The sequence below is a fragment of the Ruegeria sp. G12 genome (assembly GCF_056533565.1).
This window is the reverse complement of the sequence record NZ_JBQFOO010000006.1, coordinates 76,235-98,437: the sequence shown is the minus strand read 5'-3', so window position 1 is coordinate 98,437 and position 22,203 is coordinate 76,235. Positions and strand designations below refer to the sequence as shown.

Below are 22,203 nucleotides of genomic sequence, written 5' to 3'. Positions count from 1 at the left end.
GCAAGCCGCAGAACCGCAAACCCTTGGCAAAACGCCGAATTCCGTATTCACTGGTCCGATAAAGGATTGGGAGGCCCGCCAATGCAGAAGGAATTCACGCTTGGCATCGAAGAAGAGTATCTGCTGGTCGACCGCGACAGCCTGCATCTGACACAGGCACCGGACGCGCTGATGGAGGCCTGTCAGGCCGATTTCGAAGGACAAGTCAGTCCCGAATTCCTGCAGTGCCAGATCGAAGTCGGTACCCGCCCCCACACCACAATCAAAAGCGCGCGCGAAGATTTGAAACGCCTGCGGTCCTGCGTCTCAAAACGGGCAGCGGAATACAACCTGAGCCCCATTGCAGTGTCCTGCCACCCGTTCGCCAACTGGAAGGATCAGCACCACACCCGCAAGGAACGCTATGACGCGCTGCAACACGCGCTGGGTGGCGTCGCACGGCGGATGCTGATTTGCGGGATGCATGTCCATGTGGGTGTCGAAGACCAAGCATTGCGGGCGGACCTGATGCCGCAGCTTTGCTACTTCCTTCCGCATCTTTTGGCTTTGTCCACATCCTCGCCTTATTGGAACGGCGAAGATACCGGGCTGTCCTCGTACCGCCTGACCGTGTTCGACAATTTGCCGCGCACCGGATTGCCTCCGGATTTCAACAGTTGGACTGAATATGAGCGCACCACCGGCATTCTGGTCGAACTTGGGGTCATCGAGGATACGTCAAAAATCTGGTGGGACCTGCGCCCCTCGCACCGGTTCCCGACGCTTGAGACGCGGATCATGGATGTGCAGCCCCGTCTGGAACACACCCTGTCGCTGGCCGCTTTGGCGCAGGCGCTGACCCGCATGCTGTGCCGCCTGAAAGACCGCAACCTGCGCTGGCGTCAGTATGACCGCTTCCTGATCGGCGAAAACCGCTGGCGCGCGCAGCGCTATGGCGTGGGCGAAGGGCTGATCGATTTTGGCGACCGGTCCATCAAGCCTATGCCCGAGTTGATGGGTGAGTTGATGGGCCTGCTGGCCGAAGATACCGAGGCCCTGGGAACCATGACCGAAATCGCCCGCTTGCGTCAGATCGCCGAGACCGGAACCTCGGCCACGCGCCAGCGCCGCGTCCACGCCGAAGCAGTCGCCAAGGGCGAAGACCCCGGTCAGGCCGTCGTACGCCATCTGATTGAGGAATTTCACGCAGACCTTTGACCCCTCGTGCCTGACAAAGCGACACTGCAACCGTATTCCTACGATTGCAGCGCCTGCAAAATTTCTGTAACGATTGGGAATTAAACGACCGTTCAATTCGATCTCAGCGGGAGGGAGCGCCATGGATTTCGCACTGAGCGAGGAACAGACAGCCATTTTCGACATGGCCTATTCGTTTGGGCAGGAAAACATCGCCCCATTCGCACGTCAGTGGGAGGCCGAGGGCACGATCCCCAAAGACCTATGGCCCCGCGTTGGAGAACTGGGATTCGGCGGCCTCTATGTCTCGGAAGACGGCGGCGGATCGGGTCTGGGCCGTTTGGACGCCACACTGGTGTTCGAGGCGTTGTCGATGGCCTGCCCCTCGGTCGCGGCGTTTCTCTCGATCCACAACATGTGCGCCAAGATGCTGGACAGCTTTGGCAGCGCCGACCTGAAATCCCGTGTCATGCCGGATATTCTGTCACTGAACACGGTGCTGAGCTATTGCCTGACCGAACCCGCCTCGGGCTCGGACGCGGCGGCACTTAAAACCCGCGCAGAACGTACCAACGAAGGATATACGCTGAACGGGACCAAGGCCTTTATATCGGGCGGCGGGTACTCAGATGCCTATGTCTGCATGGTACGCACCGGTCAGGACGGACCAAAGGGCATCTCAACGGTTTATGTCGAGGATGGCGCGCCGGGCCTGAGTTTCGGCGCCTTGGAAAAGAAGATGGGCTGGCAAAGCCAGCCGACCGCGCAGGTACAGTTCGACGATTGCAAAATCCCCGCGGGCAATCTGGTCGGGACCGAGGGCGACGGTTTCAAATACGCCATGATGGGGTTGGACGGCGGGCGGCTGAACATCGCCTCGTGCTCGTTGGGAGCCGCGCAGGCGGGATTGGATATGACGTTGCAGTATATGTCCGAGCGCAAAGCCTTTGGGCAATCCATCGACCAGTTTCAGGCGCTGCAGTTCCGGCTGGCGGATATGGAGATCGAGTTGCAGGCCGCCCGCACGTTCTTACGTCAGGCCGCGTGGAAGTTGGACCAAGGCGCGCCGGACGCCACCAAGTTTTGCGCCATGGCCAAGAAATTCGTGACCGAGACAGGGTCGAAAGTCGTCGACCAATGCCTGCAACTGCATGGCGGTTACGGCTATCTGGCGGATTATGGGATCGAAAAGCTTGTGAGGGATTTGCGTGTGCATCAGATATTGGAAGGCACGAACGAAATCATGCGCGTGATCGTCGCCCGCCAGATGGTCGCCCGGAACTGAGGATACCATGCCCGACATCGAAATCCGCACCACCGGCCGCGCCGGGCGCATCACCCTGACCCGCCCCAAGGCGCTGAACGCGCTGACCTATGATATGTGTCTTGCTATAGAGACCGCGCTGCGGAACTGGCGCGATGACGATGCGGTGGATCTGATCATCCTCGATGCCGAGGGCGAAAAGGCATTTTGCGCCGGTGGGGATATTGCCGAGTTGTACGACACGGGCACAAAGGGCGATTTCACCTATGGCCGGACCTTCTGGCGCGATGAATACCGACTGAACGCGCTGATCTATGAATACCCCAAACCGGTGGTCAGTTTCCTGCAGGGGTTCACCATGGGCGGCGGCGTGGGCATCGGGTGCCACGGGTCGCACCGCATCGTGGGCGAAACCTCAAAAATCGCGATGCCGGAATGCGGGATCGGGCTGGTGCCAGATGTTGGCGGTACGCTGATACTGGCTCAGGCCCCAGGACGTCTGGGCGAGTTTCTGGGCACAACCGGGCACCGGATGGGACCGGCGGATGCGATTTACGCGGGCTTTGCCGATCACTTCATCCCACAAGCACAATGGCCAGACTTGATTGCGATGCTTGAAGCCTCGAGCGATGCGAACCTTTTGCCGTCCCACGCCCGGACCCCGCCCGACGGAGAGTTAGAGACCGTGCAGCAGGACATCGACGTATTCTTCGATGGAGAGACGCTGGGCGATATCTTGACCAGTCTGGGCGATGCGTCCGGAGCGTTTTCCGAAAGAACACTCGGGACTTTGGGGAAAAACTCGCCCCTGTCGATGGCCTGCACAATCGAAATGTTGCACCGCTTACGCGGCCCGTCCCTGACAATGCAAAAGGCGCTTGGGATGGAATACAGATACACCTTTCGCGCGATGGAACATGGGGACATTCTGGAAGGCATCCGGGCGCAGATCATCGACAAAGATCGCAACCCGAACTGGCATTTCCCCGATATGACCGTACCGGCGGAAGCTGTCACCAAAATGCTTGACCCGCTGGGCGCAGACGCACTGACATTCGAGGAGGATTAACGCATGCAAATCGGTTTCATCGGACTGGGAAACATGGGCGCGCCGATGGCGGCCAACCTTGCGAAGGCGGGCCATCAGGTGACTGGGTTCGATACAGCCGACGTGGCGGTTGAGGGGTTATCGAATGCTGCAACCGCGACCGAGGCGGTTTCGGGTGCTGACATCGTTATCACCATGCTGCCCAACGGTGCCATCCTGCGCGCAGTCGCCGACCAGATCATCCCGCACATGCAACAGGGCGCGACGCTCGTGGACTGCTCGACCGTGGATGTCGACAGTGCACGCGCCGTGGCCGAACAGGCCGGGGCTGCCGGTTTACTGTCCGTGGACGCTCCGGTCTCGGGCGGCATTGGCGGCGCGTCTGCAGGCACGCTGACCTTCATGGCAGGCGGGTCACAGGACGCCTTTGCCAAGGCCGCGCCCCTGTTCGACATCATGGGCCAAAAGGCTGTGCACTGTGGCGAGGCTGGAGCGGGTCAGGCTGCGAAGATTTGCAACAACATGATCCTCGGCGTCACCATGATCGCTACATGCGAGGCGTTTGCGCTGGCCGACAAGCTGGGACTGGACCGGCAAAAGATGTTCGATGTGGTCAGCACCTCCTCGGGCTATAGCTGGACCATGAACGCTTATTGCCCCGCCCCCGGTGTGGGTCCCAGCAGCCCGGCGGACAATGACTATCAGCCCGGCTTTGCGGCAGAACTGATGCTGAAAGACCTGCGCCTTAGCCAGCAGGCCGCCGACAGCGCCGATGCGGATACGCCTCTGGGTCAGGCCGCGACCGATCTTTATGAGCAGTTCGTTGAGGCCGAAGGTGGCATGGGCAAAGATTTCTCGGCCATGCTGCCGCGCTTTGAACAACGCGGGCGCGGGTAGCCAAAGGCGGGAACCCGCGCAAGCGTAACCTTGAAGTCGTTGCCCCCTTTCTTAGGTAAGGAGGGCATGGCACATGTCTTACGACGCAGATGGGGGCCCCTATGAAACACCTGATCCATTGCAGCTTGATCGCGCTTCTGGCGCTGAGCCCGCTTGCGGCTAACGCTGGAAACGGGAATGGCAAAGGCAAGAACAAGAACGGGTTCAAGGTCGAACGCGTCTCGCCCAACAATTCCGCTGCGGTTGGTCACTGCCCGCCCGGACTTGCAAAAAAGGCCGTCCCCTGCGTGCCGCCGGGACAGGTCAAGAATCTGTATCGCGTCGGTGACCGGATCAGTCGGGACTACTACTGGATCAACGACCCCTATCGCTATGGCCTGAACCGGGGCGGAAATTACGTGCGCGCCGGGGACTATGTGTATCGAATTGACCCCGAGACGCGAAAAGTCCTTAACCTGATCGGTGCAGTTGCCGATATCCTGTACTAAGACAGACCCGGGCCGCTATTCCGCAGCGACCCGTTCGGGATTGAGCATTGGCTTCAGGTAATGCCCTGTATGGCTGCCGGCGCTCTCGGCCACTTTTTCCGGAGTGCCCTCGGCCACGATCCGACCACCGCCATCGCCGCCCTCTGGCCCGATATCAATGATCCAATCGGCGGTTTTGACCACGTCCAGATTGTGTTCAATCACAACGACCGTGTTGCCCTGATCGACCAGTTCATGCAGCACTTCCAACAGCTTACGGACGTCTTCGAAATGCAAGCCGGTGGTCGGTTCATCCAGAATGTAAAGCGTCCGCCCGGTTGAGCGTTTGCTTAGTTCCTTCGACAGCTTCACCCGCTGCGCCTCACCCCCAGAAAGGGTCGTCGCCTGCTGACCCACCTTGATATAGCCCAGACCCACCCGCGCCAGCGCATCCATCTTGTCACGGATCGAGGGCACGGCTTTGAAGAACTCCTGCGCGTCTTCCACTGTCATATCAAGAACATCCGCGATGGACTTACCCTTGAACTTGATCTCAAGCGTCTCGCGGTTATATCGCGCGCCCTTGCAGGTCTCGCAGGTCACGTAGACATCGGGCAGGAAGTGCATCTCGATCTTGATGACACCGTCGCCCTGACAAGCCTCGCACCGACCTCCCTTGACGTTGAAGCTGAAGCGGCCGGGTTTGTAGCCGCGTGCCTTGGCCTCGGGTAGACCGGCGAACCAATCTCGAATCGGGGTGAAGGCCCCAGTGTAAGTTGCTGGATTCGAACGCGGAGTCCGCCCGATAGGCCGCTGGTCAATGTCGATGACCTTGTCCAGATGCTCCAGTCCCTTGATGGTCTCGCAGGGCGCGGGCGTCTGGCGGGCACCGTTCAACCGCATCGAGGCCGTCTTGAACAGCGTCTCAATCGTCAGGGTCGACTTCCCGCCGCCGGAGACGCCGGTCACACACACAAATCTCCCTAACGGGAAGTCCACAGTGACATTCTTTAGGTTGTTGCCGGTCGCCTTGACCACTGTCACCTTCTTTTTGTTCCCCTTGCGCCGATCCGATGGCACCGCAATCTCGCGCGTACCGGACAGGTATTGCCCGGTGATCGAGGCCGCATCCGCCGCGATATCCGCAGGCGTGCCCTTGCTGACAACCTGCCCGCCATGCACGCCCGCACCGGGGCCGATATCGAAGACATAATCCGCCTCGCGGATCGCTTCTTCGTCATGCTCTACGACGATTACGGTATTGCCCTGATCCCGCAGGTTCTTGAGCGTGCCCAGCAACCGGTCATTATCCCGCTGGTGCAAACCGATTGAGGGTTCGTCAAGCACGTAAAGAACACCGGTCAGGCCCGAGCCGATCTGGCTGGCCAAACGAATGCGCTGGCTTTCGCCGCCGGAAAGCGTTCCACTTGAACGTGAAAGCGTAAGGTATTCCAAACCCACATTATTCAGGAATCCAAGCCGCTCGCGAATTTCCTTGAGGATGGCCCGGGCGATCTCGTTCTTCTGCGCGCTCAGTTGGTTCGGCGCGTCTTCGATCCAGGCCAGCGCCTCGCGTATCGACATCTCGACCACCTGCCCAACATGCAGACCTGCGATTTTAACCGCCAAAGCCTCGGGCCGCAGACGATACCCCTCACAGGTACCGCAGGGGCGATTGTTCTGATAGCGCTCGAATTCTTCGCGAATCCAGGCGCTGTCCGTCTCGCGGTAACGGCGCTCCATGTTGGGAATGACGCCCTCAAAGCTGCGGGTGACCTGATAGACCCGCCCGCCTTCGTCATAGCGAAACTGGATTTCCTCATCGCCCGAGCCCCGCAGGAACACCTGTTGCACCTTTGCTGGCAGGTCTTTCCACGGCGTGTTCTTGTCGAACTCATAGTGCCGCGCGATGGCCTCGATGGTCTGCAGGAAATACGGAGACTTCCCTTTTCGCCAAGGCGCCAGAGCACCATCGTAGAGTTTTAACGTCTGGTCGGGTACCACAAGACGTTCGTCAAAGAACAGCTCGACCCCCAGACCATCACAATCCGGGCAGGCCCCGAATGGTGCGTTGAACGAGAACAGGCGCGGCTCGATCTCGGGGATGGTGAAGCCGCTGACCGGGCAGGCAAAATTTTCGCTGAATGTGATACGCTCGGGGTCGCCTTCGCGTGGGGCGGTTTCCAGAATGGCGATGCCATCGGCCAAGTCCAACGCGGTGCGCAGGCTGTCAGCCAGCCGCGTCTCCATCCCTTCGCGCACGACGAGGCGATCCACGACTACGTCAATGTCATGGCGGAACTTCTTGTCCAGCGTCGGCGGTTCATCCAACTCGTAGAATGCGCCATCGACCTTCACACGCTGAAACCCCTGTTTGCGCAGTTCCAGAAACTCTTTTTTGTACTCACCCTTCCGGTCGCGCACGATGGGGGCCAGAAGATAACCGCGCGTGCCGTCCTCCATTCCCATGATCCGGTCGACCATGTCCTGCACCTGTTGCGCCTCAATCGGCAGGCCGGTCGCCGGACTATAAGGCGTGCCCGCGCGCGCAAATAGCAAACGCAAGTAGTCGTAAATCTCGGTGACAGTGCCGACCGTCGAGCGTGGGTTCTTCGAGGTCGTCTTCTGCTCAATCGAAATTGCCGGGCTTAGACCGCTGATGTGGTCCACATCCGGCTTTTCCATCATGTCCAGAAACTGCCGCGCATAGGCCGACAGGCTTTCAACATAGCGCCGCTGCCCTTCCGCATAGATCGTGTCGAAGGCCAGCGAGGACTTGCCCGAACCGGACAACCCGGTGATCACCACCAACTGATCGCGCGGAATATCCACGTCGATGCTTTTGAGGTTATGCTCGCGCGCGCCGCGCACCTCGATATTCTTCAGCTCAGCCATTCTGGCCCCCAACCAACACGTCTCTCAGAAATAGGCGAGCGGCGCTGAGTCTCCAACAGAAAAGTTAGAACAAAGTGTGAACTAACGGATTATTGCCGACATCTCCTGACACAACGGCGCACCGCCCGGCCTAAGGCCCCAAACACTGACTATTTAAGGAAGAAAGTGGCGCGGTTGACGGGGCTCGAACCCGCGACCCCCGGCGTGACAGGCCGGTACTCTAACCAACTGAGCTACAACCGCGCATCTATATTCGTGGCCTTTGCCCTGGACCAAGGAATGCAGCGATGGCGCGGTTGACGGGGCTCGAACCCGCGACCCCCGGCGTGACAGGCCGGTACTCTAACCAACTGAGCTACAACCGCCCGCTGCACGTTCATTGCTGAACGTTTGGGTGTATTATGGCTACGCCCTGACATCGTCAAGCGGCGTTTTGAAGTTTTTTCGACGAACCTGATTTTTTCCTGATGCCGTCGGACCCAAGCCACGGTCAACCCGAAAAACTGCGGGTAGAGAAACCTTCCGGAACTTTGCAGGCTTGCGCACCAAACTCAGACGCTGTAAGACGCCGCCTCACGGGTGATTAGCTCAGTGGTAGAGCGCTTCGTTCACATCGAAGATGTCAGCGGTTCAAATCCGTTATCACCCACCATTCCCATTCTTTCGTTCGACGGACAGAGTTGACGCTAAGCGCTTGTCAGAAAACGATTAGCCTGCGTATCCTTTTCTGACTGCCGTGTGATCAATCGGCGATGGCAGACGGGGTGACGGCGTGGCCGGTTTGAAGCGGGATATTGGCCTTGTCGGACTGACCTTTATCTCGGTCGGTGGAATCATCGGGTCCGGCTGGCTTTTTGGGCCGCTTCTGGCGGTGCAACACGCAGGTCCTGCCGCAATTCTGTCCTGGATCATGGGTGCTTCAGCCATGTTCATCCTGGCCATCACTTTTGCCGAGATTTCGGCCATGTTGCCGATTCCCGGAGGCATCGCGCGGGTTCCGCAGTTTTCGCACGGCAACATCGTCTCTTTGGCGATGGGTTGGACGGCTTGGATCGGGTACAACACCACCGCCCCGATCGAGGTTGAGGCGATGCTGAAATACCTCGCGCCCTATGCCCCATGGTTACACACTGCAGACACAGGCGATTTGACCGGTGCGGGCATTGCGGTCGCCTTGTTCTTCATGTTGCTGTTCGTCGCGGTCAATGCGCTGGGGGTCAAGTTCTTCACCCATGTGAATGCGGCTCTGACATGGGCGAAGATCGCGATTCCGGTCGTTTTGTCAGTCTTGCTGATTGCCAACCGGTTCGAGGTTCAGAACTTCACACAACCCGACGGTTTCGCGCCCCACGGGCTGCAAGGCATCATGGCTGCCGTCTCGACCGGAGGAGTAATCTTCTCGTTCATAGGCTTCCGCCATGTGGTCGATATGGCCGGAGAGGTGCGGAACCCGAAATTCGCCATCCCCGCTGCGCTGGTTTTGTCCATCGTGCTTTGCGCAGCCATCTACCTTGGCCTTCAAATCGCGTTCATCGGCGCGCTTGAACCGGGCATGCTGAAAGACGGCTGGGCCAACCTCAGCTTCGGCGGGCAAGGCCCGCTGGACGGCGTGATCATGTCCGTTGGCTTTGTCTGGTTCCTGAGCGTTCTGAATATCGGCTCGGTGGTCGGGCCCTTCGGGAACGGGCTGGTTGCCACCGGTTCGAACGCCCGGATCGCCATGGCGTTGTCGAAAAACGGTTTCCTGCCGAAACGCCTTATGATGCTGTCTTCATTCGGCGTTCCTTTGTGGGCTTTGGCGCTCAATTTCCTGATCGGCATCCTGTTCCTTTTGACGGTTCCGTTCACGACCGTCATCGCTCTGAACGGCGCGGCGATTGTGCTGTCCTTTGCGGTTGGCCCTATCGCCGTCGTGTGCCTGCGCCGGTTGATGCCGGACCACCCCCGCTCCATTCGCATTCCTGCTGTCAGGTTAGTCGCCGTGTCCGCCTTCGCCATCGCAACGCTGGTCGTTTACTGGAGCGGCTGGGACACGGTCTGGCGCCTTGGCATCGCGCTGATCGTCGGTTTGGTTCTGCTGCTGGCCCGCTTCCACAACCGGCTGGACGAGATGGACGTGACCGAGGCGCTCTGGCTGGTCCCGTATCTGGCAGGGATCGGCTTGATATCCTACCTGGGGCAATTCGGGGACGGTTCTTTAAAACAAATCCCGTTCGGTTGGGATATCCTTCTGTGCGTCTTGTTTTCGGTGGTGATTTTCAGTTTGGCCGTGCGGTCCGCGCTGCGGGACGAGAAATTTCAGGAATACATCGCCGAGGAAGAAATTTTGGACGCCAAGAAACCAGTCATCGGCTTCTGAATACAAAAAAGGCGGGGATGTCCCCGCCTTTTCCGTTCTTAACCACAAGTTCAGTGGGCTGTCGCCGAAGGGCCTGAGCTTTCGGTCGCCTTGGCCGCAGCCGCCGCAGCCTCTTCCGCGGCTTCGTCCCATTCGACAGGTTCAGGCTCGCGGACCAAGGCTTGTTTCAGAACTTCCGAGACGTGGGTGACTGGAATGATCTCCAGCCCTTCCTTCACGTTGTCCGGAATCTCGGCCAGATCCTTTTCGTTTTCTTCCGGGATCAGCACCGTCTTGATGCCGCCACGCAGGGCCGCCAGCAGTTTTTCCTTCAACCCGCCAATCGGCATCGCGTTACCGCGCAGGGACACCTCACCCGTCATGGCGATATCCTTGCGCACCGGAATACCGGTCAGAACCGAGACAATCGAGGTCACCATCGCCAGGCCCGCCGAGGGACCGTCCTTGGGCGTTGCGCCATCGGGCACGTGCACGTGGATGTCCAGCGAGTCGAACTTCGGCGGCTTCACCCCGATCTGGGGCGAGATCGACCGCACATAAGACGAGGCCGCGTCGATGGATTCCTTCATCACATCGCCCAGCTTGCCAGTGGTCTTCATCCGACCCTTGCCCGGCAGCTTCAGCGCCTCGATATGCAGCAGGTCGCCACCGACCGAGGTCCAAGCCAAACCGGTCACAACACCGATCTGATCGTCCTGTTCAGCCAGACCATAGCGGAATTTCGGCACCCCAAGGAAATCATCCAGATTGTCAGGCGTCACCGTGACGGCTTCGGCCTCTTTCTTGATGATCTTGGTCAGCGATTTCCGCGCCACTTTGGCGATCTCACGCTCGAGGTTCCGCACACCCGCTTCACGCGTGTAAGTGCGGATGATCTTCTGCAGCGCCTCATCGGTCAGTTCGAACTCTTTGTCTTTCAGACCGTGGTTCTTGACCTGCTTGCTGATCAGGTGCTGCTTGGCGATCTCGCTCTTTTCCTCTTCGGTGTAACCGGCCAGCGGGATGATTTCCATCCGGTCCAGCAGAGGGCCAGGCATGTTGTAGCTGTTCGACGTGGTCAGGAACATCACATTGGACAGGTCATATTCGACCTCAAGATAGTGATCCATGAACGTGTTGTTCTGTTCCGGGTCGAGCACTTCCAACATCGCCGACGCCGGGTCGCCTCGGAAATCCTGCCCCATCTTGTCGATTTCATCGAGCAAGATGAGCGGGTTCGTGGTCTTCGCCTTTTTCAGCGCCTGAATGATCTTACCGGGCATCGAGCCAATGTAAGTCCGGCGGTGGCCGCGGATTTCGGATTCGTCACGCACACCACCAAGCGAGATGCGAATGAACTCGCGCCCCGTGGCTTTGGCAACGGATTTACCCAAACTGGTCTTACCCACGCCCGGAGGGCCAACAAGGCACAAGATCGGGCCTTTCAGTTTTTTTGAACGCTGCTGAACCGCCAGATATTCAACGATCCGCTCTTTGACCTTCTCAAGCCCATAGTGATCGGCGTCCAGAATGTCCTGCGCGCGGCCCAAGTCCTTTTTGACGCGGGACTTGGTGCCCCACGGCAATGCCAGAATCCAGTCCAGATAGTTGCGAACCACCGTGGCCTCAGCCGACATCGGGCTCATATTGCGCAGCTTTTTCAGCTCGCCCTCAGCCTTTTCGCGCGCTTCTTTCGACAGCCTGGTCTCGTTGATCTTGGCTTCCAACTCGGCGACTTCGTTCGAGCCGTCCTCGCCATCGCCGAGTTCCTTCTGAATGGCCTTCATCTGTTCATTCAGATAATATTCGCGCTGCGTCTTCTCCATCTGGGATTTGACGCGGGTCTTGATCTTTTTCTCGACCTGCAGAACCGACATTTCGCCCTGCATCAGGCCATAGACCTTTTCAAGCCGCTCGCTAACCGAAAGCGTCTCAAGCAGTTCCTGCTTTTGCTCAACCTCAATGCCCAGATGACCCGAGACCAGATCGGCCAGCTTCGCAGGCTCGGTGGTTTCACCTACGGCGGTCAAGGCTTCTTCGGGGATGTTCTTGCGCACTTTGGCATAGCGTTCGAACTCATCCGCGACGGTGCGCAGCAGTGCCTCGGTCGTGGTCACGTCGCCGGGGATCTCGGTCAGATACTCCGCCCGCGCTTCAAAGAAGTCTTCGTTTTCAAGGAATTCAGTGATCTGCACCCGCGCTTGACCTTCGACTAGCACCTTGACGGTGCCATCGGGCAGTTTCAGCAGTTGCAGAACGTTGGCCAGCACGCCGGACCGGTAAATACCGTCCTCATCCGGGTCATCGACGCCGGGGTCAATCTGGCTGGACAACAGAATTTGCTTGTCATCCTGCATCACCTCTTCCAGTGCACGGACCGATTTATCGCGGCCCACAAACAGCGGCACGATCATATGTGGAAACACCACGATGTCGCGCAGCGGCAGGACGGGGTATGAGGAATTCAGAGGCTCTTGCATGCTCAATCCTTATCGTTGGCAAGACGGCACCGGTCCCTGATTCAGGCAACCTTTGGCCATCTCCTGTCTTGGACGATAAAGGTGGGGCTCCTGTTTGCCCGTTTCAACCTTACCGCCATGTCTCGTGAATCAGCATGACCCGAGGTTTTCCGGACTGCAAGGCGTCCGCCAGACATATCCACCGAAATTAGTCGAGGCGGCCCAGAAAGCGCTCAGAATACCCTCTGAACCGCGCGGGACAGGAAGAATCCGTGGCCATCCTGGTTCCGGCATTCCAGTCCCTTGGTCGAAGAATGGCAGGTGAACCCGCCGAACTGCCCTGTGACGCCATATTCGGCGCGATCGAACCCGCCTTGATTGCGGTTCAGGGGTTGGCAGAGCATTTGAACCCCGCCCGTGTTGAACATCAGGAAATCATGCCCCCAATCCGACTGACAATTTGCCGGGCGCGGCAGTGCCGGCGGGCCGTATCGTTCGATAATGGTACACTGGATATCCGAATTCACCGGGCCTTCCCCGACCGAGCATTGAATGTTCTCGGACGGCGTTTCGAAGGTCCAGATGTCTGAAATTGCAGGCGTGGCGCAGAAAATGATGGCGCAAAGGATGAAACGGAACATAAAACCCCCAAAGGCTTATGAAACAATCGGTACGTTCTGAAAGTGGCTGAAGTGTAGCTTCAACCGGCCCGATTGTCACTGCGCTGGGGTTTAGTACGGCTCGATATCGCCCTGCGCCCGTTGCGCATGGAACTTCGCCTGCCAGTCCTCGAACTTGCCCGCCGCAATCGCGTCGCGCATGCCTTGCATGATCTCTTGAAAGTAATGCAGATTGTGCCAGGTCAGCAGCATGCCCGAGATCATCTCATTGGCGCGGAACACGTGGTGCAGATAGGCACGGGAATAGTTCGAGCACGCCGGGCACGAGCACGCCTCGTCCAGCGGACGCGGATCATCGGCGTGGCGGGCGTTCTTGATGTTTACCACCCCGAACCGCGTAAAGACCTGTCCGGTGCGTCCCGAGCGTGAAGGAAGCACGCAGTCCATCATGTCCGCGCCGCGCGCAACCGCCCCAACTATGTCGTCCGGCTTGCCGACCCCCATCAGGTAGCGCGGTCTGTCGGTCGGCAGGAAATCGGGCGCGTAGTCGAGGCAATCGAACATGGCCTCCTGCCCCTCGCCCACGGCCAGACCGCCGATTGCGTAGCCTTCGAAACCTATGTCTTTCAGCGCCTCGGCGCTTTCTTCGCGCAGGTCGCGCTCCAGCCCGCCCTGCATGATGCCGAACAAGGCATGACCGGGTCGATCCCCGAACGCCTCACGCGAGCGACCAGCCCACCGCATCGACAGGCGCATAGAATCGGCAATGCGGTCCCGGTCAGCGGGCAAGGCCGGGCATTCGTCGAAACACATGACAATGTCGGAGCCCAGCAACCGCTGGATTTCCATCGACCGTTCCGGCGTCAATTCGTGCTTGGACCCGTCGATATGGGATTTGAACGTTACGCCTTTTTCGGTGAGCTTTCGCAACCCTGCCAGCGACATGACCTGAAAACCGCCTGAATCGGTCAGGATGGGCCGGTCCCAGTTCATGAACTTGTGCAAACCGCCCAGACGATCAATCCGCTCGGCTGTGGGCCGCAGCATCAGGTGATATGTGTTGCCCAACAGGATATCCGCCCCGGTTGCGCGCACGCTTTCCGGCATCATCGCTTTGACCGTCGCCGCCGTTCCAACCGGCATGAAGGCGGGCGTGCGCACCCCACCCCTTGGTGTCCGGATCACGCCGGTCCGGGCCTTGCCGTCGGTGGCTTTCAGGTCAAAGGAAAACTGCTGGGTCATGTCATCGTCTCAGATCGCGGAACCGGGCAGCATTTGCCCGATCCCACCCGCCATTGCAACCCGTCAGGGCAGAGAGGCGACACGCTCAGTAAACAGACGCACCACCCCTGCCCCATCCACGTCCCGGCAAACGGTCACCGGCGGGCGCGAGGTGTCCGCGCGGGTCGCGCCGGTTTCATCGCCGCTGGAGACAACCCTCAGACCTGTGCGAACCGTATCGAACATGTGTGCATGCGTACAGGCGATCACGGCGGTCGAATCGTGCAACCCGCACCCTTCCAAGCCGCCTATGTCTTTGTAGAACTTCAGATAAAATCGAGAGATATCGCGCAGGAACGCCCCCATATCGGGCGAGCGTTCGGCAAGCGCCTCAAAATCCGCCGTCTCGTAGAGGGTTTTTAACGTGACATCCAACCCGACCAAAACCGTCTCCGGTGGGGCTGCGAAGACCTCATCAGCGGCCTGCACGTCGTGATAGATATTCGCCTCGGCGTGATCGGTAATGTTGCCCCGGCTGAAAACCGCCCCGCCCATAATGACCAGCCGTTTCAGGTTTTGCCTGAACTCCGGATCAAGCCGCATCGCATCCGCGATATTGGTCAGCGGCCCGATGGCACAGACCACCAGTTCTCCTTTGTGCCTGCGCGCCATCTCGACCAGAAAGGCGGCGGCCGGCAGCGCGTGGTTCTCACCAATCTCGGGAATGTCAGTGAAATCCCCAAACCCCTCTGGCCCGTGAACATGATCCGAGGGCGAGTGACACTCCGCATCCCGCGCGGCTGAAACGCCTTCCGCCACCGGCACGTTCAGGCCCAGTTTGTGCAACAAAAACCGGGCGTTGCGGCTGGATTGGTGGACATGGGTATTGCCAAAAACGGTGGTCAGCCCGATAAGGTTGATTTCAGGCGCTGCGGCGGCATAGGCAATAGCCATCGCATCGTCTATGCCAGGATCCGTGTCGATAATCAGTTTCATCCCGCCCCGATACCGCAATCATCCCGGGATGCAAAGCGGTCACAGCGCCGGATTACCACCCCGGCCAACCCCCTTTTCACACTTGAATCGCGCCTGTTTCCATCCATACCAGAGTTGAAATCGGGCGACTCAACCCACATATGTATACTATAGTACACAATAAAAGAGGGCAGATATGAACGAAGAGATGATTATCGGACTACTTTCGTCAAACATCATTTACCTACTGGCCGCCGCGCTGGTTATCATCGTTATTTTCAAAGGGATCAAGATCGTCCCGCAATCCGAGAAATACGTGGTCGAACGGTTTGGTCGCCTGCACTCGGTCCTTGGCCCGGGCATCAATTTTATCGTTCCGTTTCTGGATGTTGCGCGTCACAAGATATCTATTCTTGAACGCCAGCTGCCGAATGCGACGCAGGATGCGATCACCAAGGACAACGTACTGGTGCAAATCGACACCTCGGTCTTTTACCGCATTCTGGAACCGGAAAAGACGGTCTATCGTATCCGCGACGTGGACGGCGCGATTGCCACGACCGTTGCCGGGATCGTCCGGGCCGAGATCGGTAAAATGGATCTGGATGAGGTGCAATCGAACCGCGCTCAACTGATCGAACGCATTCAGGAAAGCGTCGAAACCGCCGTGGATGACTGGGGCATCGAAGTAACCCGGGCCGAAATTCTGGACGTGAACCTTGATCAGGCCACCCGCGATGCGATGCTGCAGCAGCTGAACGCCGAACGCGCCCGCCGCGCGCAGGTGACCGAGGCCGAGGGCCAGAAACGCTCGGTCGAATTGCAGGCCGATGCTGAACTGTACGCTGCCGAGCAAACCGCCAAAGCCCGCCGTATCCAGGCCGAGGCCGAAGCTTATGCCACCGGCGTTGTCGCCAAGGCCATTCAGGACAACGGCATCGAAGCCGCGCAGTATCAAGTTGCGCTGAAACAGGTCGAAGCGCTGAACGCGTTGGGCAACGGCACCGGCAGCCAGACCATCGTTGTGCCCGCAAATGCCCTTGAAGCCTTCGGCGATGCGTTCAAAATGCTGAAAGGAGGTAAATGATGGCAGACCCCTTCTGGCTCACCTGGTGGATCTGGCTGGCCGCCGCGCTGGCGCTGGGGATACTCGAGGTCGTGCTGCCGGGCTTTATCTTTCTTGGCTTCGCCATCGGCGCGGCGATCACCGGCCTGATACTGGTTGTCCCCGGTGTTGCGCCCTCTCTGCCGATCCTGCTGCTGATATTCGCAGTATTATCGCTGGCCGCGTGGCTAATTTTACGCCGGATGTTCGCCCTGCCGCATGGTCAGGTAAAAACCTTCGAACATGATATCAACGATTGATCTGGTTGGTGCCCTGTCTGGGCACCACCGCACCTCTGGACGCTGTCGCGGGTATTCCCTATATAATCACTCAGGCAACTGACCAGAGGCACCAATGACTCATCCGAGTGAACAGTTTGAAGGCACACCGCTTATCGCGCCCTCAACAATTGAACATCCCCTGTACGAACCGGTGGTCGAGGCATGCCGAACGGTCTATGACCCTGAAATTCCTGTAAATATCTATGATTTGGGCCTGATCTACACGATCGACATTGCCAAGGATAATGCGGTCAAGGTGATCATGACCCTGACAGCACCCGGCTGCCCCGTCGCAGGCGACATGCCGGGATGGATCATGGAGGCCATCGAACCTGTCGCAGGTGTCAAAGAGGTGGACGTGGAACTGACGTGGGAGCCGCCCTGGGGCATGGAGATGATGTCTGACGAAGCCCGACTAGAGCTTGGCTTTATGTAATCGCTCCCTGCAGCGTCGTGCAGTGTCACAAAACGGCAATTGACCTGCTATGGAACCAAGCATTCCTTGTCACGGTTCTGCCGGACATACATGGCGGCCCAGATTGCACCGGGCCGACCACGCAACAGCCGGGCCCCAATACCGATGGTCCGCCGGGCTATTCGACCCCGCAGGTCGCTTTGATCTCGGCCGCGCGCTCATCAAGCTTTTTCACGTAATCCCCTGACAACATTTGCAATCTCTTGTTCTCAGTGCCCGTAATCAAACCTAACAACGCACCTGCTGGCGTGATTGCGGCGACACTTTCCACCTGCTGATCCTGAGCATGCTTCTTCTCTGCCGCAATGGCGCGCAGGTCGCCCTCGGCTGTTGCGCAGTTGACCGGGTGTGTTTTCTCGTCGGTCGCCGCGGAAACTGCTCCGGCCAGCGTTACCGCAGCGGCAAAGACCGCCAAACCAGTACTGCGAAGAACTTTAGATTTACGTTCTACTGCGTTCATTTTATTTGACCTTTCGCGGAAATTAGTTGGCAATTCGCGGGTCCAAACACCCGCCTTGCAGTCAGGCTAAGTCCATCCCTGCCTGAAAGGCAAGGAAAGGTTCAGCGGACATATCCAACACCATGCAAAGCCTAAATTTGGCGCCATGACAACGCGCAGGCTTGAGCCTGCGGTTCAGCAACCTTAAATTAGTAGCAACGCGCGACAACGGAGACCACAATGTTCGGAATTCCCGGCAAACAAGCCGTGACAATGACGCCCAAGGCGGCTGAGCAGATTACCCGGCTGATGAACTCTGGCAGCCATGCCGGGCTGCGCATCGGCGTCAAAAAAGGCGGCTGCGCGGGTATGGAATATACGATGGAATACGTTGATGAGGCTGATCCCCATGACGAAGTGGTCGAACAGGACGGCGCGCGCGTGATGATTGCCCCAATGGCCCAGATGTTCCTGTTCGGGACCGAGATCGACTATGAGGTGTCGCTGCTCGAGTCCGGGTTCAAGTTCAAGAACCCCAACGTGGTCGATGCCTGCGGCTGCGGCGAATCCATCAAGTTCGACGAAAGCATCGCGCAGCAAGGCTGACGCTTACCCAAGTACGGCAACCGTAATTGTAACCCGTGACCGGGGGTGTTATCCGAGTCCCAATAGCGTTTCGGTTTAAGCGACCGAACAGTCAGGGAGAAACGGATATGCGGCGCAAGCTGGCGGCTGGAAACTGGAAGATGAACGGAACCGGCGCAGCGCTGACCGAGCTTGAGGCGCTGGCGCAGATGCATCCCTCGCCTTCCGTGGATATCCTGATATGCCCTCCGGCCACTCTGCTGCACCGCGCGGCCTCGGCTGCGGAGGGCACAGGGATAGATATCGGCGGGCAGGATTGCCACGCCGAGGCCTCGGGTGCCCATACCGGGGATGTCAGCGCCGCGATGCTTTTGGATGCAGGGGCCAGTGCCGTCATCCTTGGGCACTCTGAACGGCGTGTGGATCATGGCGAACAGAACGAAGACGTCCGCACCAAGGCCCGCGCGGCCATGGATGCGGGGCTAAAGGCCATTATCTGCGTCGGCGAAAGTTTGGAACAGCGTGAGGCAGCAAACACTCTGGACATCATCGGCGGTCAGATGTCCGGCTCGATCCTGGATCAGTCGACCGGAGCGAACCTGATTGTGGCTTATGAGCCGATCTGGGCCATCGGCACCGGCAAGGTTCCCACGCTGGAGGAAATCGGAGAGGTTCACGATTTTATTCGCGCCCGTCTGGAACGCCGCTTTGGCGAGGGCGTGGGCCGATCAGTTCGCCTGTTGTATGGCGGATCGGTCAAACCCAGCAATGCCAACGATATTTTCCGGGTGTCAAACGTGGACGGTGCGCTGGTCGGCGGCGCCAGCCTGAAAGCAGAGGATTTCTCGGGCATCATTGGGGCGCTGGAAAGCGTCTGAGCCTATTCTGCTATGTCTTCAGCCCACAGCTCGGGCTTTTCTTCGATAAAACGCTTCATCAGCGCAATACAATCGGGGTCTTCCGCAAGGATGACTTCGACCCCGCGCTCGCGCAGAAAATCTTCGTTGCCGCCAAAGTTCTGCGTATCGCCGATGACCACGCGTGGGATGCCGAACTGCACAATCGTGCCAGCGCACATCATGCAGGGCGACAACGAGGTATAGAGCACTGTGTCGCGATAGGTCTTTTGCCTCCCTGCCTTGCGCAAAGCGTCCATTTCCCCATGCGCAATCGGGTCGCCGCGCTGAACGCGCTGATTGCGACCCTGCGCAACCACCTTACCACCACGCGCCAGAACCGAGCCGATGGGGCAGCCGCCCTCATCAAACCCGGCCTTCGCTTCTTCATAGGCGATGCGCAGCAGGCGGCTATCGGTTTCGGTCAGCATAATCGGGGCCTCGGGTGCTGTTTTCGGCGCAAGCCTGCCCAAACGCCGAGGCCCCGTCAATTACCCGCTCAGGCCAGTTTCATGGCGATCATCCCGGAAATGATCAGGGTCGCAGCCACCATGCGCATGGGCGTCAGCGCCTCACCCAGCAGCATCACACCCACAAGGAACGCACCAACCGCGCCAATGCCGGTCCAGATCACATAGGCCGTGCCCAGCGGCAATGTCCGCATCGCCAGCGCCAGCAAGCCGAACGAGCCCACCATGGACACGCCCATGATCGCAGTAGGCCAGAGCCGTGTGAACCCGGCCGATTGCTTCATCGCAACCGCCCAGACGATTTCAAGCAAGCCAGCAAAAAGAAGAAAAATCCAAGCCATGACAGACCCCCCGACAGTTCGGGTCGTCCCGAAATCGCTTTCCATGACGGAGAGGTCGTCCTCGGCCCTCTACCTAAGAACGCCAGCCGGCGTTTCAAGGGCCCTAGAAAAAACCGGGCGGAGTTCTCCGCCCGGTTTCAAACGTATCTAGTTCGTTATAATTTCCGGCCCCATGAAGGTGTTGGGCAGGAAGGTCGATATCCACGGGATATAAGTGACCATGATCAGGAAGACGAACAGCACCGCCAAGAAAGGCAAAGCCGCTTTCACGACACTCATCATCGGCATCCCGGCCACGCCCGAAGTCACGAACAGGTTCAGACCCACCGGAGGGGTGATCATCCCAATCTCCATGTTTACCACCATAATGATGCCCAGATGGATCGGGTCGATGCCCAGCTCGATGGCAATCGGGAACACCAGAGGCGCGACGATCACCAGCAGGCCCGAGGGTTCCATGAACTGACCGCCAATCAGCAGGATCACGTTGACCACGATCAGGAAGGTCACAGGACCCAGACCTGCAGACAGCATCGCCTCGGCAATGTGCTGCGGCACCTGCTCGTCGGTCAGCACATGCTTCAGGATCAGCGCGTTGGCGATGACGAACAGCAGGGTCACGGTCAGCTTGCCAGCCTCGAACAGGGTGTGCTTGGTGTCCGGGTGGAAGAACGCCGTGACCAGAGCATAAGGCTTCTTGATCAGCGGCAGGTTCTGCTGCCCGTCTTCCGTGCTGAGCGGCCCCATGTCTTTGTAGACAAAGCTGGCAATGAGGAAGGCGTAGACGGCGGCCACCGCAGCGGCCTCGGTCGGGGTGAAGATACCGCCGTAGATACCGCCCAGAATGATCACGATCAGGAACAGCCCCCACGCGGCTTCGCGCGCCGAGGTGAAGACCTCACCCCACCCCAGCCAGTCGCCCTTGGGCAGGTTCTTGACCTTGGCCATGACATAGATGGTGATCATCAGCATCAGACCCGCCATCAGTCCCGGAATGACGCCCGCCAGGAACATGCGCCCGACCGAAACCTCAACCGCCGCCGCGTAGACGACCATCACGATTGAGGGCGGGATCAGGATGCCCAGCGTGCCCGCGTTACAGATCACACCGGCGGCGAATTCCTTGGAATAGCCGACCTGCCGCATCCCGGCGATGACGATGGAACCGATGGCAACCACCGTGGCCGGAGACGACCCGGAAAGCGCAGCGAACAGCATACAGGCAAACACACCCGCAATCGCCAGACCGCCCGGCAGATGCCCTACACAGGCAATCGAGAACCGGATGATCCGCCGCGCCACGCCGCCCGTCGTCATGAAGGATGAGGCCAGAATAAAGAACGGGATCGCCAGCAGGGTAAAGTGCCCCTCGAACGCCTCGAACAGGGTGCCCGCCACCGAGGCCAGCGAACTGTCGGAATAGATCAGCAGGAACAGCGTCGAGCTGAGGCCAAGCGCCACCGCAATCGGAACACCGATCAGCAGCAGGCCAATGACCATCGAGAAAAGAAGAACAACATCCATCACTTATGCTCCCCTTGCAGAGCGCGCACTTCTTCGATCTCGTCCTCAACCTCATGGCTGGCGACGATACGGTCGGTTTGGCCACGCCAGATCTGCACCGCAGCCTGCGCGAAACGGATCACCAGAAGCAGCATCGACACCGGGAGGACAAAGTACGGCACAACCTTGGGCAGCTTTTCGTAACCCTCTCCGTAGTTGATCATCTCTTCGAGGAACCTCAGCGGAGCAACCATGGGGATGTCGTCAACTTCGTAGAAACTCTGACTGCGCGCATCGAAATTGAACCCGGTCGGGAACCAGCGGCCCGAGGTCGGCGGCAGATCGGCAAAAACGGCCCAGTAGTCATATGCGCCCTTCAGCATCAGCAGCGAGAACACCAGACAACAGGCAACCGCGATCAGCGCCAGTATCCGGCGCGGTGCCGGTGCAAGCATGTTCAGGATCGCGTCCACCCCGAGATGGGCGTGCTTCTTGACCGCATAAGACGCGCCCAGCAACACCAGCCAGCCAAAGGTGAACACTGTCAGTTCAAGCGCCCACAAAATATTGGAATTAAAGACAAACCGCGCGATCACGTTGGCAAAGGTGACGACCGTCATCAGGCCTAGAAGTAACGCGATAAGGGTCTCTTCGACATGGTCGATCAGCCCGCTATGGCCGGGATTCGTACCAGACATCTTTCTGTCCCCGCATTTTTGGTGATGAGAGTAAGTTGTGGCGGGCCTTT

The 22,203-nt window shown here is 58.9% G+C and carries 21 protein-coding genes and 3 tRNA genes; 12 read left to right on the top strand and 12 right to left on the bottom strand.

Annotation, left to right across the window (positions count from 1 at the left end):
* Positions 1-81: 81 nt before the first annotated feature.
* The 5 genes from ACR0JN_RS14545 to ACR0JN_RS14525 all read left to right on the top strand — a co-directional run bounded on the left by ACR0JN_RS14545 (position 82) and on the right by ACR0JN_RS14525 (position 4,873).
* Positions 82-1,197 carry a carboxylate-amine ligase gene (locus ACR0JN_RS14545; RefSeq protein ID WP_480886567.1) on the top strand — a complete coding sequence of 372 codons (1,116 nt, stop codon included), beginning with the start codon at positions 82-84 and terminating at the stop codon, positions 1,195-1,197.
* A 121-nt stretch (positions 1,198-1,318) separates the two neighbouring features.
* Positions 1,319-2,461 carry an acyl-CoA dehydrogenase family protein gene (locus tag ACR0JN_RS14540; RefSeq protein WP_480886565.1) on the top strand — a complete coding sequence of 381 codons (1,143 nt, stop codon included), beginning with the start codon at positions 1,319-1,321 and terminating at the stop codon, positions 2,459-2,461.
* A gap of 7 nt (positions 2,462-2,468) precedes the next feature.
* Entirely contained in the window at positions 2,469-3,509 is a 1,041-nt protein-coding gene (locus ACR0JN_RS14535; protein WP_480886563.1) for an enoyl-CoA hydratase/isomerase family protein, read from the top strand.
* 3 nt (positions 3,510-3,512) lie between these two features.
* Positions 3,513-4,385 (top strand): 3-hydroxyisobutyrate dehydrogenase, encoded by an 873-nt coding sequence (gene mmsB / locus ACR0JN_RS14530; RefSeq protein ID WP_480886562.1) that lies wholly within the window; start codon positions 3,513-3,515, stop codon positions 4,383-4,385.
* 101 nt (positions 4,386-4,486) lie between these two features.
* Entirely contained in the window at positions 4,487-4,873 is a 387-nt protein-coding gene (locus ACR0JN_RS14525) for a hypothetical protein (RefSeq protein ID WP_480886560.1), read from the top strand.
* A gap of 15 nt (positions 4,874-4,888) precedes the next feature.
* Here the strand turns inward: ACR0JN_RS14525 and uvrA are convergent, their stop codons facing one another.
* The 3 genes from uvrA to ACR0JN_RS14510 all read right to left on the bottom strand — a co-directional run bounded on the left by uvrA (position 4,889) and on the right by ACR0JN_RS14510 (position 8,112).
* Entirely contained in the window at positions 4,889-7,747 is a 2,859-nt protein-coding gene (uvrA, locus tag ACR0JN_RS14520) for an excinuclease ABC subunit UvrA (protein WP_480886557.1), read from the bottom strand.
* A 166-nt stretch (positions 7,748-7,913) separates the two neighbouring features.
* Positions 7,914-7,990: transfer RNA gene (locus ACR0JN_RS14515), tRNA-Asp, on the bottom strand.
* Positions 7,991-8,035: 45 nt separating this feature from the next.
* Positions 8,036-8,112 (bottom strand) — tRNA-Asp (locus ACR0JN_RS14510).
* 212 nt (positions 8,113-8,324) lie between these two features.
* Here ACR0JN_RS14510 and ACR0JN_RS14505 point away from each other — a divergent pair.
* Positions 8,325-8,399 (top strand) — tRNA-Val (locus ACR0JN_RS14505).
* Positions 8,400-8,519: 120 nt separating this feature from the next.
* The gene (locus ACR0JN_RS14500) at positions 8,520-10,106 is read left to right on the top strand and encodes an APC family permease (protein WP_480816996.1); all 1,587 of its coding nucleotides are present in this window, start codon (positions 8,520-8,522) and stop codon (positions 10,104-10,106) included.
* Positions 10,107-10,156: 50 nt separating this feature from the next.
* Here the strand turns inward: ACR0JN_RS14500 and lon are convergent, their stop codons facing one another.
* From lon to ACR0JN_RS14480, 4 genes are all read right to left on the bottom strand, one after another.
* On the bottom strand, positions 10,157-12,565 hold the full coding sequence (gene lon, locus ACR0JN_RS14495) for an endopeptidase La (RefSeq protein WP_480886555.1): 2,409 nt from the start codon (positions 12,563-12,565) through the stop codon (positions 10,157-10,159).
* Between the two features lie 212 nt (positions 12,566-12,777).
* Positions 12,778-13,185 carry a DUF6636 domain-containing protein gene (locus ACR0JN_RS14490; protein ID WP_480886553.1) on the bottom strand — a complete coding sequence of 136 codons (408 nt, stop codon included), beginning with the start codon at positions 13,183-13,185 and terminating at the stop codon, positions 12,778-12,780.
* A gap of 90 nt (positions 13,186-13,275) precedes the next feature.
* Positions 13,276-14,406 carry a tRNA guanosine(34) transglycosylase Tgt gene (gene tgt, locus ACR0JN_RS14485; protein ID WP_480886550.1) on the bottom strand — a complete coding sequence of 377 codons (1,131 nt, stop codon included), beginning with the start codon at positions 14,404-14,406 and terminating at the stop codon, positions 13,276-13,278.
* Positions 14,407-14,469: 63 nt separating this feature from the next.
* The gene (locus ACR0JN_RS14480; RefSeq protein WP_480886547.1) at positions 14,470-15,381 is read right to left on the bottom strand and encodes a nucleoside hydrolase; all 912 of its coding nucleotides are present in this window, start codon (positions 15,379-15,381) and stop codon (positions 14,470-14,472) included.
* A gap of 175 nt (positions 15,382-15,556) precedes the next feature.
* Here ACR0JN_RS14480 and ACR0JN_RS14475 point away from each other — a divergent pair, with 175 nt between their 5' ends.
* The 3 genes from ACR0JN_RS14475 to ACR0JN_RS14465 all read left to right on the top strand — a co-directional run bounded on the left by ACR0JN_RS14475 (position 15,557) and on the right by ACR0JN_RS14465 (position 17,182).
* A complete protein-coding gene (locus tag ACR0JN_RS14475) occupies positions 15,557-16,447 on the top strand; it encodes an SPFH domain-containing protein (protein WP_480886545.1) in 891 nt (296 codons plus the stop codon).
* A complete protein-coding gene (locus ACR0JN_RS14470) occupies positions 16,447-16,725 on the top strand; it encodes an NfeD family protein (RefSeq protein ID WP_480886543.1) in 279 nt (92 codons plus the stop codon). The genes ACR0JN_RS14475 and ACR0JN_RS14470 overlap by 1 nt, the downstream gene beginning before the upstream one ends.
* Before the next feature lie 94 nt (positions 16,726-16,819).
* Positions 16,820-17,182 carry an SUF system Fe-S cluster assembly protein gene (locus ACR0JN_RS14465; RefSeq protein WP_480886541.1) on the top strand — a complete coding sequence of 121 codons (363 nt, stop codon included), beginning with the start codon at positions 16,820-16,822 and terminating at the stop codon, positions 17,180-17,182.
* 157 nt (positions 17,183-17,339) lie between these two features.
* On the opposite strand, the gene ACR0JN_RS14460 is transcribed toward ACR0JN_RS14465, so the two are convergent.
* Positions 17,340-17,681: a hypothetical protein gene (locus ACR0JN_RS14460; RefSeq protein WP_480886540.1), complete on the bottom strand. Its 342-nt coding sequence runs from the start codon at positions 17,679-17,681 to the stop codon at positions 17,340-17,342.
* 219 nt (positions 17,682-17,900) lie between these two features.
* Between ACR0JN_RS14460 and ACR0JN_RS14455 the strand changes: the two genes are divergently transcribed.
* On the top strand, positions 17,901-18,266 hold the full coding sequence (locus tag ACR0JN_RS14455) for a HesB/IscA family protein (RefSeq protein WP_480886538.1): 366 nt from the start codon (positions 17,901-17,903) through the stop codon (positions 18,264-18,266).
* A gap of 107 nt (positions 18,267-18,373) precedes the next feature.
* A complete protein-coding gene (gene tpiA, locus ACR0JN_RS14450) occupies positions 18,374-19,123 on the top strand; it encodes a triose-phosphate isomerase (protein ID WP_480886537.1) in 750 nt (249 codons plus the stop codon).
* A gap of 2 nt (positions 19,124-19,125) precedes the next feature.
* Here the strand turns inward: tpiA and ACR0JN_RS14445 are convergent, their stop codons facing one another.
* The 4 genes from ACR0JN_RS14445 to ACR0JN_RS14430 all read right to left on the bottom strand — a co-directional run bounded on the left by ACR0JN_RS14445 (position 19,126) and on the right by ACR0JN_RS14430 (position 22,153).
* Positions 19,126-19,572, bottom strand: a complete 447-nt coding sequence (locus ACR0JN_RS14445) for a nucleoside deaminase (protein WP_480886535.1) — start codon at positions 19,570-19,572, stop codon at positions 19,126-19,128.
* A 68-nt stretch (positions 19,573-19,640) separates the two neighbouring features.
* A complete protein-coding gene (locus tag ACR0JN_RS14440) occupies positions 19,641-19,952 on the bottom strand; it encodes a DMT family transporter (RefSeq protein WP_480817008.1) in 312 nt (103 codons plus the stop codon).
* A gap of 147 nt (positions 19,953-20,099) precedes the next feature.
* Complete coding sequence (locus ACR0JN_RS14435) at positions 20,100-21,476, bottom strand: TRAP transporter large permease (protein ID WP_480817009.1); 1,377 nt, start codon at positions 21,474-21,476, stop codon at positions 20,100-20,102.
* Entirely contained in the window at positions 21,476-22,153 is a 678-nt protein-coding gene (locus ACR0JN_RS14430) for a TRAP transporter small permease (protein ID WP_480886533.1), read from the bottom strand. The genes ACR0JN_RS14435 and ACR0JN_RS14430 overlap by 1 nt, the downstream gene beginning before the upstream one ends.
* Positions 22,154-22,203 lie beyond the last annotated feature (50 nt).

Excerpts from the sequence above, each read along its gene's own strand:
- ACR0JN_RS14490 (WP_480886553.1), bottom strand. The coding sequence starts at position 13,185 with ATGTTCCGTTTCATCCTTTGCGCCATCATTTTCTGCGCCACGCCTGCA.
- mmsB (WP_480886562.1), top strand. The coding sequence starts at position 3,513 with ATGCAAATCGGTTTCATCGGACTGGGAAACATGGGCGCGCCGATGGCG.
- ACR0JN_RS14440 (WP_480817008.1), bottom strand. The coding sequence starts at position 19,952 with ATGGCTTGGATTTTTCTTCTTTTTGCTGGCTTGCTTGAAATCGTCTGG.
- ACR0JN_RS14475 (WP_480886545.1), top strand. The coding sequence starts at position 15,557 with ATGAACGAAGAGATGATTATCGGACTACTTTCGTCAAACATCATTTAC.
- tpiA (WP_480886537.1), top strand. The coding sequence starts at position 18,374 with ATGCGGCGCAAGCTGGCGGCTGGAAACTGGAAGATGAACGGAACCGGC.
- ACR0JN_RS14480 (WP_480886547.1), bottom strand. The coding sequence starts at position 15,381 with ATGAAACTGATTATCGACACGGATCCTGGCATAGACGATGCGATGGCT.
- ACR0JN_RS14455 (WP_480886538.1), top strand. The coding sequence starts at position 17,901 with ATGTTCGGAATTCCCGGCAAACAAGCCGTGACAATGACGCCCAAGGCG.
- uvrA (WP_480886557.1), bottom strand. The coding sequence starts at position 7,747 with ATGGCTGAGCTGAAGAATATCGAGGTGCGCGGCGCGCGCGAGCATAAC.
- lon (WP_480886555.1), bottom strand. The coding sequence starts at position 12,565 with ATGCAAGAGCCTCTGAATTCCTCATACCCCGTCCTGCCGCTGCGCGAC.
- ACR0JN_RS14430 (WP_480886533.1), bottom strand. The coding sequence starts at position 22,153 with ATGTCTGGTACGAATCCCGGCCATAGCGGGCTGATCGACCATGTCGAA.
- ACR0JN_RS14470 (WP_480886543.1), top strand. The coding sequence starts at position 16,447 with ATGGCAGACCCCTTCTGGCTCACCTGGTGGATCTGGCTGGCCGCCGCG.
- ACR0JN_RS14460 (WP_480886540.1), bottom strand. The coding sequence starts at position 17,681 with ATGAACGCAGTAGAACGTAAATCTAAAGTTCTTCGCAGTACTGGTTTG.
- tgt (WP_480886550.1), bottom strand. The coding sequence starts at position 14,406 with ATGACCCAGCAGTTTTCCTTTGACCTGAAAGCCACCGACGGCAAGGCC.
- ACR0JN_RS14525 (WP_480886560.1), top strand. The coding sequence starts at position 4,487 with ATGAAACACCTGATCCATTGCAGCTTGATCGCGCTTCTGGCGCTGAGC.
- ACR0JN_RS14535 (WP_480886563.1), top strand. The coding sequence starts at position 2,469 with ATGCCCGACATCGAAATCCGCACCACCGGCCGCGCCGGGCGCATCACC.
- ACR0JN_RS14445 (WP_480886535.1), bottom strand. The coding sequence starts at position 19,572 with ATGCTGACCGAAACCGATAGCCGCCTGCTGCGCATCGCCTATGAAGAA.
- ACR0JN_RS14435 (WP_480817009.1), bottom strand. The coding sequence starts at position 21,476 with ATGGATGTTGTTCTTCTTTTCTCGATGGTCATTGGCCTGCTGCTGATC.
- ACR0JN_RS14545 (WP_480886567.1), top strand. The coding sequence starts at position 82 with ATGCAGAAGGAATTCACGCTTGGCATCGAAGAAGAGTATCTGCTGGTC.
- ACR0JN_RS14465 (WP_480886541.1), top strand. The coding sequence starts at position 16,820 with ATGACTCATCCGAGTGAACAGTTTGAAGGCACACCGCTTATCGCGCCC.
- ACR0JN_RS14540 (WP_480886565.1), top strand. The coding sequence starts at position 1,319 with ATGGATTTCGCACTGAGCGAGGAACAGACAGCCATTTTCGACATGGCC.